The sequence below is a fragment of the Paenibacillus sp. 3LSP genome (assembly GCF_032465655.1).
Taxonomy (GTDB): Bacteria; Bacillota; Bacilli; order Paenibacillales; family Paenibacillaceae; genus Fontibacillus; species Fontibacillus barengoltzii.
This window is the reverse complement of sequence record NZ_JAWDJI010000151.1, coordinates 1-10900: the sequence shown is the minus strand read 5'-3', so window position 1 is coordinate 10900 and position 10900 is coordinate 1. Positions and strand designations below refer to the sequence as shown.

The window sequence follows — 10900 nt, the reverse complement described above, 5'->3', positions numbered from 1 at the left end:
ACGGGAAATTTCCAGTTCGATTAAATCAACAGCTTGACATCATACCGCTGGACTTAAGAAATGCTTGAATCCTTAGTTACTAGTAAACGTTTACGTACCCTTGAAAAAAAGAACGTGAGCGAGCACTTAGATCATTGACCATCAGGCTATCGCTTACGTTTTTGGATTATGGATATCCCGCTTGTCATGGGAGCTAATCGCCCGTACCGTCTGTCTTTCGACGATGGAATGGGCTACGATGCAGCTGCTTTCGGCTTTCCCCGTTTTGATCATGTGAATCAGTTTCTGAGAGGCTAGATTGCCCATATCGTACAATGGTTGTCGTACGGTAGTCAAAGGGGGAACCGACATCTGGGCCAGCTTCAGATCATCGTATCCGATAATGGACAACTCATCAGGCACCTTAATTCCATACTTGGCAGCTACAGAGATTGCAGCAATTGCCATCTCGTCGCTCGCCGCAAAGATGGCGGTGATATCAGGGGCCCGGCTTAAGAGTTCTTCCATCGCTTTATAGCTTACGTCGAATAAGAAATCTCCATAGGCGATATAAGATTCGTTAGTCGGTATGCCGTGGTTCTCAAGGGCTTTCTTGTAACCTTCAATTCTTGGAATCCCGGCGATCGTATCGTGCTTAGTACCGCTCAGCAAAGCGATTTTGCGATGGCCGAATCGAATCAAATACTCTACGGCATCATAAGCGGCCTGAAAATCGTTGACCTTGATATACGGTACATGATCATAGCCGGATTCCGTCGAGACGAGGACATAAGGAATTCGCATTTGCTGAAGTGTCTGATAGTATTCTTCTTTCAGGACTTCGCTGGAAAAGATCAAACCATCAACCTGCTTCTCACGCAATACCTGTAAGTATTTGAGAGTCCGCTTTCCGTCTGAATCGGTATTGCATACCATAACGCTGTATCCGTTATCCTGAGCAAAGTCCTCCACACCGTGGAGAATCTCAGAAGAGAACAGGCTTGATACAGTCGGAAACATCACGCCGATCGTCTGGGTTTTCTTATTGATCAGTCCCCGGGCGATGGCGTTAGGCTGATATCCGATTTCCTCGATGGCTCGGTATACTTTGGCTTTCGTTTGCTCCGAATAGCCTTGCAAATTATTGAGTACACGGGATACGGTAGCTATGGATACATTGGCCTTTTTGGCAACATCTTTGATGGTAGGGTTCATGATATTACCCGCCTCATTCGTTTCAATATGGTTCTACTCTGATAGTAGACAACGTAAACGCTTACTCGATTTTAGAACTTGTGCTCCTATTTGTCAACGATATTTTTAGGGGAGAGGGGGAATTGTCTTGTAGGATCGAAGGCGAAAAAAATGCTTGATCAAAATTATTGACAAACCTATCACACAGGGATATATTTAGGTAAGCGTTTACGTTTCCGAGCGTTTGATTTGAAATGAGCGCAAATGGAAGAACTAATGGCTTTCATTGTCTCAGTTCGTAAACGTTTACCTTGCAGAGATGAAACCAACGCAAAGAGGTGAAGTCCGGAACTAGGTGAAGTCAACGAAGGATTCATGGTTACTCACGAGAAGGGGCTTAAGTAGTGGCTGAATGGGTACATATTGAGTAAAAAGTAAACGTTTACGTATCCTGATAACCTCTATTTTCTGTCCTACGCCAACAGTGAAAATTTTACGATCAGGGGGATAAAACATGATGAAAAAAATCATAGCACCCGTATTAGCAGGGTTGTTAGCTGCTTCGATGCTTAGCGCTTGCGGTAATGGTGGAGGAAATAACGCAGGAACGGCGTCCAACAACGGATCAACCGCAACTTCCGGCAAGCAGGTTGAAATCGAATTTTTCCAAAATAAAACCGAAGCGAAGGACACCTTCGATAAGCTGATTGCGAAGTTTAACGAAGCGAACCCTAATATCAAGGTGACTCAGGTAAACCCGCCAGACGCGGAAACTGTCCTGAAGACAAGAGCGGCAAAGGATGATATTCCGGATGTTATTGGTATGGGGGCAACGGATACTTACAAGTCGTTGGCTGCCGGAGGGGTGTTCAAAGACTTCACAGGTGATGCAATTCTCTCCTCGATTCAACCAGCTTATATTCAAATGATGAACGATTTGACCGGAACGGATGTAGTTAACGGCATCCCATTCTCGGCGAACGCCAGCGGCGTGATTTATAACAAAGCGATCTTTGCCGAAGCCGGCGTAGAAGTACCAAAAACCTGGGATGAGTTTATTGCTGCGGCAGAGACGTTCAAATCTCAAGGGATAAATCCTTTTTATCTGACCTATAAAGATGCATGGACCGTGTTAGTGCCGTTCAATGCTTTGGAACCAAGTATCGTGGGTACGGAAATCTTCAAACAACGCCAAGAGGGTTCGGTGAAGTTTGCTGACGCCTTTAAAGAAGTGGCTGAGAAACAGTTGAAGCTTCTGGACTACGGGCAAAAAGACATTTTTGGCAAAGGTTATAATGATGGAAATGCCGGGTTCGCTAAAGGCGAGTCTGCAATGTATATGCAAGGGGTATGGGCAATTCCGGAAATTCAGAAGGCGAACCCTTCCATCGAGTTGGGCGTGTTCCCGATGCCGGCCACCAATGACCCGACGAAGAACAAAGTCATTTCCGGCGTGGATACGCTGTTGACGGTTGCTAAAAATACCAAACATCCGGAAGAAGCTATGAAGTTTGTCCAATTCTTGCTGGAACCGGAAAATGTACAACAATATATCGATGAACAAAAAGCGTTCCCGGCGATCACCGGCGTATCGCAAAGTGATCCAATTATGGACGGTTTCAAAGAAGCCTTTGCAGCTGGACAAATCTCTGATTTTGCAGATCACTATATTCCAAGTGCCATGAAGCTTGACGCTTTGGTTCAAGAGTTCCTGCTTAAGAAGGATGTCAATGCATTCCTGAAAAACTTGGATACGGAATGGGATAAAGTTGCCAATCGGAAATAAGCCGAATATGTAATCATGCTGAAGGGCGGAGATTAGTCTCCGCCCTTTTTGTATTTCGCTCACCGTGCAAGGTTGACGAGGGGGTGACTTTCATCTATCATGTATACCCGTGGGGGTATCCACTTGAACGAGATGTCAGGCACGATGAATGATGGAAAGGAGTGCAGGACATGGCTGAGGAACATCTCTATGCGGAAGAAGTCAAACGGAGATTGAAACGAATCGAAGGTCAGGTGCGCGGAGTGCTTCGTATGATGGAGGAAGGGAAGCCCTGCAAGGAAGTGGTAGTTCAGCTTTCTGCAGTGCGGAGTGCTACGGATAAGGCTTTGGCCCAGATCGTTGCGGATAACTTGCAGCAGTGTATCTTGGAGGAGCAGGCTCAAGGGGGCGACACCGCCCATTTGGTGAAGGAAGCGGTAGAGCTGCTGGTCAAGAGCCGGTAATTTGAAAAGGAGACGATAACGATGGCGTTTCAGCCACAGAAGGAAATAACCCCGGACGAGCTGGCCGCGCGGTTGAAGCGGGGCGAGCAGGTCCATGTGCTGGATGTGCGTGAGCCATTGGAGTGGGCTGAAGGCCACATTCCAGGGGCTAAGCATATTCCGTTGGGACAGCTGCTAGAGCGGTTAGCAGAGCTGGATCCGGAGGAAGAGGTAATCGTCGTCTGCCGCAGCGGCGGGCGGAGCAGTCTGGCCTGTGAGCTGCTTAGTGAGAGAGGCTACCGTGTAGTCAACATGACCGGCGGAATGCTGACTTGGCAGGATGAAGTGGAGTGAGTGACATGCTGATCACGGCAGGAGGATTGTTGCTTGCCGCCTGGATAAGCGGATATGTACTTCGGTTGGTATGGCCTGTCCCGGGCCTAAAGTTCGTAGGGGAGAAGGGCTTACGCGGGTTCGACCTGCCGCCGCAGACGAAGATGCTGGATGTCCGGGACGCGTCTTATTATGAAGAATGCCATCTGGATGGAGCGATTAACATTTCGTTAGGTCGATTGCCGTTTCTATGGCATAAGGAGTTATCGCCATCTTGTCCTGTTCTGATCATTGCAAACCGTCGATCTGCGGTGTTAAAAGCAGCACGAATTTTACGCAGACGAGGCTTCAAGCAGCTCTACGCCTTGCGCGGAGAAGCTTGCCGGGAAGGATCTTCGCGGAAGCCTTGCTTAGAGAAGGGCCCCGCCTGTTGATGCAGGCGGGTTTTTGGTGTACAGTGAAGCGATCATGGTTCTCACGCGCTCGAGTGTGAGGTTGAAACTTTCAGACTAATATGAACGTTTATTGTACAGCAAGTATATTAGAGAGCAGGGGAGAGACAAGCATCATGCCAACGCCTACATTACCCAGCCGCGCGAGCCGGACAAGCCGGACAGGCCGCGCGTCGGCCAAGCGGGGAACGGGGGCTAAGAAGCGTACGTCCGCTAAGAAACGGCGGAAGCGTGGTTTTTTCTATCTGATGTCCCGGCTGATCATCGCGATGATGCTGATCGGGACGGCGGCCTTATTCTGGTTGTTCTTTACCCCGTCAGGGAACAATATGCGCTATTTAATGGCCGATACGCTGATTACGACGCAGCATCGCCATTGGGCCAAATATATCATCGGACAAGCCGAGCTGGACAAACGGGTCGCCGCTTACCAGGCGCAATTCGAGCAGATGGGAACGGAGAAGGACACCCATACGATTGATTTGCCCGACCCGGAGGATCAAGAAGACACACAAGCGGAGAAGCCGCTCATTGAAATTGAAGAGGTCTCCGGCAAAAGCTATCACGGGTACGTGCTTACTGTAAACGACCCGACCAAAATCCGTTTGGGGGTTCCAGCGAAACGGGGCAAAGGGGAGAAGGTCTCCAGCATGGTCGCGCGGACCGGTGCCATTGCCGGCGTGAACGGCGGCGGCTTTGCCGACCCGAACTGGAAAGGCAACGGCTTCAAGCCGATTGGGGTGGTCATTTCCCAAGGGAAGCTATATTACAACGGTATTAGTTCAGGGGCATCGACGCAGATCGTGGGCCTGGACAAGAAGGGTAAAATGATCGCCGGTAAATATACGCTGGAGGAATTGGACAAGCTTGGCATTCAGGAAGCGGTGACGTTTCAGCCGAGAATTATCGTAAATGGCAAAGGACAGATCCGCAGTCAAAAAGAAGGCTGGGGCATCGCGCCGCGGACGGCCATGGGGCAACGCGAAGACGGCGCGATCCTGTTCGTTGTCATCGACGGGCGTCAGCCGGGCTACAGCATCGGCGCCAGCCTGTACGATGTTCAGCAGATTATGCTGGAACGCGGCGCCGTGATCGCCGCCAATTTGGACGGCGGGTCGTCTACCGTATTGGTGAAAGAAGGCGGGGAGATCGTGAACAAGCCTTCGTCCGAATACGGAGAGCGGTATTTGCCAACCGCGTTTCTCGTCTTTGAGGATCCGTCCAAGGTGAACATCCCGAACATTTGGGAAGGCTTGCGTCCACAGGACATTGATCCCGGCAAGAAGTGAGGCGGCAGAAGCAGAGGCCGAGCAGAGGGGAGTATCCCTTTTGCCCGGCCTCTTTGTTATGTAGTAAATCCGTTAGTCCTTGCTCCAAGTAAAGCGCTGACGATATTTTCGCGGGGACATGCCTTCGGTCTTGCTGAAGCAAGCGGTGAAATATGCGGCCTGGTTAAATCCCACTTGTTCGGCGATCCGTTCGATGGTCAGATCGGTTTGCACAAGCAGCAGCTTAGCCTGCTGGATGCGCAGCCGTTGCAAGTAGACGGCAGGCGAACAGCCGAACACCTTCTGCATACAACGGGCGATATAGACCGGATGGAAATTGATACTCTCCCCAAGCTTTTGCGCGGAGAAGGGTTCGTTATAATGCTCGCGCAAATAGGAGGCTGCCTTCTCGGCGCAGGCTGACTGCGGAGAGAGTCCGGCATTGGATGAGGAGGCCGACAGTTCGACGATTACATCTTGAAATAGGGCCTGCTGGCGCAATCGGACGCTGTCCAAATGGAGATCTCGATTCAAATCCGTCAGTTCCTTCAGCAGCGCGATCATTTTCTGCGGCTGGGCCAGCTTCGCGTATTGGGGCAGAGGGACGGTATACGATGTCGCCGTGAACGGAGGCAGTGAAATTGAACCAGGGGTGCCCTGATCCGTCAGGCTGCATCCGCAATGCTGGTAATCTTCCTCCTCAACGACGCGCCATTCGCCCAAGAGTTGAAAATGCAGCCAATGGTGCAGCGTATCCTCCCGGCAGCCTTCCAGCGCATAGTGGTAACAGTCCGGGCGGAGGATGAGCGAGTGTCCGGCGGGCACTTCGTAATCACGGCCTTCTTCGCTGATATATAAACATCCGTACTCGACGACCAGCAGGTCGAAGGCGCCGATATTTTGCCGGCTGGGATGCTTGCCGCCGACCGGGATCACCGCTGAGCCGCTGACGATGTAGTGGGGAAGTGGCGGCGCGGTAAATTCAATGATGGGAGGCAAAGGATACCCACTCCTCTTAGGTTGGAATATTGAAAAATCGAGTTGATTCAATGATACATCAAAACGAAATTACGATCTATAATGTGTTTCATGCTAACACGATGACAGGGAATCCGCGGGATTCTCCGAACTTCAGGAGGTTGTAATAATGAAAAGTAACAAGGGCGGCGAGAAGAATAAATTCTCTCTCTGGCTGCTCGCATGGCCTATATTTATCGAGTTGTTTCTGCAAATCTTGCTGGGAACCGTCGATACGCTGATGGTCAGCCGTATTTCCGACAATGCGGTGGCGGTCGTGGGCTTCTCCAACCAGTTGTTTAATGCGCTGACAACGCTGTTTGCTACCGTCGCTAGCGGGGCGGGGATTGTAATCGCCCAGAAGATCGGTTCAGGCCGCGAAGAGGATGCGCGGACCGTTGCGATCATCGCCTTCAAAGTGACGGCGGGAATTGGTCTTTTTCTCAGTATTTTGCTGATCGCGGTTCCTGGTCCCATCGCTACGATATTGCAGCTTCCGAATGAACTGCTGCCGCTGGCAAAAATCTACATCTCCATTGTTGGCGGAGGGATGATCCTAACCGCGATGATTTCCCTGCTTGGTACTGCGATCCGCAACACTGGAAATACGAAAGGCCCGATGTACACGGCGGTAGGCATGAACGTTTTGCATATCCTGATGAACTATTGCTTTATCTTTGGAGCGTTTGGATTTCCGCAATGGGGGCTGACTGGCGTGGCAATTTCAACGGTAATCAGCCGCTTCGTTGCTACGATTGTGTTGTTGTTCATTTTCCTCGGCACGTTTCAGCGTCGAATCGGATTTAAGGACATGTCTGTCTACGATGGCAAGCTGTTTAAGGAGGTGCTGGTCATCGGCTGGCCGCTGGGGGTCAATTCGGCGAGCTGGGTGTTCTCGCAGCTGGCGATTTTCTCCTTCCTGGCGATGCTTGGCGCAACCGAGTTGGCCGCCAGAACCTATATGAATACGCTGGAGTCGTTCTGCTTTATGCTGGGCTTCTCGCTGGCGATGGCGGCGCAGATCCAGATCGCTCACCTGTACGGTGCAGGCAAAACCAAAGAAGCTTACCGTGCCGTATACCGCGTGCTGGCCTTTGGGCTGCCGCTCGTGATCGTCAACGCATTTATCCTTGTGCTGTTTGGTCCGAAGCTGTTGGGGCTGTTTACGCAGGATCCCGAGATTTTAACCCTCTGCGCGGCCTTGCTCTGGCTCAATCTGTTGCTGCAGCCGGGCAAAATGATCAACATGGCCCTCGGCAACTCGTTAAATGCAGTCGGGGATACGCGGTACACGATGATCATTTCCTTGATCTTTATGTCGGTTGTCGCAACCGGCTGCTCGTATTTGTTTGGCGTTTCGATTGGCTGGGGCATTATCGCCATTTACGCTTGCATGATCAGCGACGAATATATTCGCGGCGTCTTTTCGTTCTTCCGTTGGAGAGGGCGTAAGTACCTGCGCAGAAAAGAGCAGGAGCTGCTGCAAGAACGGGGATGGGCCCAGGAAGACCAAGGACAGGGACAAGGGAATCAGACGATGGATGGCGTTGCTCCTTCGGCATTATAGAATGTGCAAATAAAAAAAAGAGTCGCGCAGGGCGGCCCGGAAGGGCGCCTGCGGCTCTTTCTGTTTTTGTGCGAACTCCTACTCTTTCTCTCGATCAGGCAGCTGCTTGACGTAGCTGTCGCTGAGGCGGAGCAGTTCAAGCGCACGGTTATATTCGCTTTCCGTTGTTAACGCTTGGGTCACGCCATCCTTAGGGAGCGGATACTTCGTCCCGTCATCATACCATACCCCAGGGATAAACAGCGCCTGGTCATTGATGAACGATCCGGAAGGCAGATAGTAACGCTGCGGTAACAGGTTGTAAGAGGTTTGGTTCAGCAGATCCTCACCAAAGTGAATATGGTTATCGAGATTGATCCCAAACAGATTGGCTACCGTCGGCAGGATATCGACTTGACCGCCTACATTGTCCATGACCTCAGGCAATTCGGTACCCGGCACATGAAGGAGCATAGGGATATTGATCATATCAATGTAGCTGTAATCCCGTCCGTAAATTTCTTTCATCAGTTCAAGTCCATGTTTATCCAGCGAATACATCGGCAAGCCGAGATGGTCCCCATAAATGACAACCACACTGTTGTCCCAGATGCCTCTTTGCTTCAAATCCTCAATAAATTGGCCGAGGGCGTAATCCGCATAGCTTTGCGCCCGCAAATAATCGCCAACCATATTGTCTTGGTAACGCTCAGGCAGCTGAATTTTATCCTTGTCATGCGGTGTTGTAAACGGATGGTGCGCCGTCATCGAGATCACTTGAGTGTAGAACGGCTGTCCCGTTTGCTGCATGCGATCCAACTCTTCAATGGTCTTCTTGTAGAGCACTTCATCCGAAGGTCCAAAGAAGACGGTATCTTCGGTACCAAACCATTTCTGGTCATAATAGCGGTTGAAGCCAATCGCTTTGTACAATTCCCCGCGGTTCCAGAAATCAACGACATTCGTATGGAACGTTGCCGTATCATACCCTTGATCACGCATCAGCTTCGGCAAGCTTGGCAGATCTTTGTCCGGGTAGTTTTGCGTTGCGGCCTCATTGTACGGGATGTAGAACGAGGTGTTCACCACAAACTCGGCATCTGAGGTATTTCCTTGTCCGACCATTTGATAGAAATGGCTGAAATAGGTGTTTTCCTTAACCAGTTTATTCATATTTGGCGTAACTTCCTGACCATCGATCTTCAGGCCAATCAGGAAGTTCTGGAACGATTCCATCTGAATGATGATTAGATTCTTGCCTTTGGCCGCACCAAAATATTTCGGTTCAGCCGGAGGGGTAATGCCTTTCAAGTTATTGATTTTCGCTTGGGAGATCTCGTTCTTGTCAACCAGCTCTTCCTTCTTGGCGCTGGAGAAAATCGTGTACGTTTCATAGTTCAGGATGCCCATTTGCTCAGCCTGCTTGATCTCATTCATGCTGGCCCGGTTCGGCCATACATTAAAGATACACAGCAGCAGGGAGAAAGCGAAAATCCCGGTAATGACGCCGGTGCTGGCTTTTCTTAGATTAAATAAAGCTTTCAACTTCTCTGCGCGTTTCTTCCGGAACAACCAGAAGCCGATCACCACGATATCCACAAAGATCAGCAGATAATAAGGGGCGAGCAGCGAGAACACGCTGTTCTTCACCGCGGTAACCTGATTCACCTGCTGCAGGGCCGTGTAGTTCACGATAACCCCATAATATTTATGGTACATAACAGCGGCGAAGAATACGGCTGTAACGATGAGATTGACGGTTAAATAAAGGCCGATCTTACGTTTGGAGGAGAACCATTCAATCAAGCAGAACAAAATCCAGATAAACGGGATTTCCTTCAACAATGGCCCCCAAGCGGGTACTACACCAAAGATAGCCGTCCAGACAAGATAAATCTTGAAGATCATGATGACAGAGAAGAAGACAAACGGCTTGATGCTGGCGAGCCGGATGCGATTGAACTGTGACACTTCGTTTCCTTCCTTTCCGTAAAAACTCCTTAGTTAGAATTAATGCCGAGTTTACAATTTTAACACCTCATATATAATACATGAAATAGCCGCAAGAATAAAATTAATCAATTCACTCAATTAGCAAGATATTCCACTTAAAGTGAGACGCAACGCGTCGAAAGCCGTATTATTGACGGATAACGCCCCTTTTTGGTAAATTAAAGGTAATCTTTCTTTTCGGAAATGTTGCTTCGTGATCGAAAGATGACTTTTAGAACAACCCGATTTAATGAAAGTTCTACAAGTCAGGTTTGGAGCACCGAGAAGGTTGAATGAAGCTAGGGACTGAGTAGCAGAGCGTAGCTGGAAGCTACGTGAGCAACGGAAGGCCCGGGTGAATTCAAGATTGGATGTCGAGCAAACTTCGATGAGTTAGCTTCGTGATCGAAAGATGACTTTTAGAACAACCCGATTTAATGAAAGTTCTACAAGTCAGGTTTGGAGCACCGAGAAGGTTGAATGAAGCTAGGGACTGAGTAGCAGAGCGTAGCTGGAAGCTACGTGAGCAACGGAAGGCCCGGGTGAATTCAAGATTCGATGTCGAGCAAACTTCGATGAGTTAGCTTCGTGATCGAAAGATGACTTTTAGAACAACCTCTAAAGAGGAGAGATATTGATGTCGGTGAAGGTTCTTAACTAGTAATTTCATAGAGACGGTTACACAGGGTACAGAACGTGCCGCTTGAGTTATAAGCGTGCATGTATTTTTCCGTACGCTGGTTTCGGTCTATGAAGTAGTTAAGAACACACACGAGAGCATCTTGCAGCTCATCCAAGTAGCTGCCGTTATCTGTATAACGATGAAGCCGTGCTGTTTTCAGCACGGCTTTTTTGATTATGGCTTTAGCCAGTTGAGCTCGCGAAGCGTGCGAAACAAAAAACCACCCGCT

10 protein-coding genes are annotated in these 10900 nt (G+C 49.7%); 6 read left to right on the top strand and 4 right to left on the bottom strand.

What is annotated here, in order from left to right; all coding sequences use genetic code 11:
• Nucleotides 1-153: 153 nt before the first annotated feature.
• Nucleotides 154-1194, bottom strand: coding sequence for a LacI family DNA-binding transcriptional regulator (locus tag RW092_RS12600; RefSeq protein WP_316010361.1), 1041 nt, complete (start codon nt 1192-1194; stop codon nt 154-156).
• 496 nt (nt 1195-1690) lie between these two features.
• Here RW092_RS12600 and RW092_RS12595 point away from each other — a divergent pair, with 496 nt between their 5' ends.
• From RW092_RS12595 to RW092_RS12575, 5 genes are all read left to right on the top strand, one after another.
• The gene (locus tag RW092_RS12595; protein WP_316010360.1) at nt 1691-2959 is read left to right on the top strand and encodes an ABC transporter substrate-binding protein; all 1269 of its coding nucleotides are present in this window, start codon (nt 1691-1693) and stop codon (nt 2957-2959) included.
• Nucleotides 2960-3129: 170 nt separating this feature from the next.
• Nucleotides 3130-3402 carry a metal-sensitive transcriptional regulator gene (locus RW092_RS12590; protein ID WP_036699430.1) on the top strand — a complete coding sequence of 91 codons (273 nt, stop codon included), beginning with the start codon at nt 3130-3132 and terminating at the stop codon, nt 3400-3402.
• Nucleotides 3403-3423: 21 nt separating this feature from the next.
• A complete protein-coding gene (locus RW092_RS12585) occupies nt 3424-3735 on the top strand; it encodes a rhodanese-like domain-containing protein (RefSeq protein WP_028538065.1) in 312 nt (103 codons plus the stop codon).
• 5 nt (nt 3736-3740) lie between these two features.
• Entirely contained in the window at nt 3741-4148 is a 408-nt protein-coding gene (locus RW092_RS12580) for a rhodanese-like domain-containing protein (protein ID WP_051416840.1), read from the top strand.
• A gap of 266 nt (nt 4149-4414) precedes the next feature.
• Nucleotides 4415-5455 (top strand): phosphodiester glycosidase family protein, encoded by a 1041-nt coding sequence (locus tag RW092_RS12575; protein WP_316010362.1) that lies wholly within the window; start codon nt 4415-4417, stop codon nt 5453-5455.
• 72 nt (nt 5456-5527) lie between these two features.
• Here RW092_RS12575 and RW092_RS12570 read toward each other — a convergent pair whose 3' ends face one another.
• On the bottom strand, nt 5528-6433 hold the full coding sequence (locus RW092_RS12570; protein WP_085279489.1) for a helix-turn-helix domain-containing protein: 906 nt from the start codon (nt 6431-6433) through the stop codon (nt 5528-5530).
• Between the two features lie 148 nt (nt 6434-6581).
• On the opposite strand from RW092_RS12570, the gene RW092_RS12565 reads away from it, so the two are divergent.
• The gene (locus RW092_RS12565; protein ID WP_016313594.1) at nt 6582-8018 is read left to right on the top strand and encodes an MATE family efflux transporter; all 1437 of its coding nucleotides are present in this window, start codon (nt 6582-6584) and stop codon (nt 8016-8018) included.
• 78 nt (nt 8019-8096) lie between these two features.
• Here RW092_RS12565 and RW092_RS12560 read toward each other — a convergent pair whose 3' ends face one another.
• Together RW092_RS12560 and RW092_RS12555 are read right to left on the bottom strand one after the other, a co-directional pair.
• A complete protein-coding gene (locus RW092_RS12560) occupies nt 8097-9968 on the bottom strand; it encodes an LTA synthase family protein (RefSeq protein WP_316010359.1) in 1872 nt (623 codons plus the stop codon).
• Nucleotides 9969-10642: 674 nt separating this feature from the next.
• Nucleotides 10643-10900: hypothetical protein (locus tag RW092_RS12555; RefSeq protein ID WP_316010358.1), on the bottom strand; the 258-nt coding region annotated here is incomplete at its 5' end.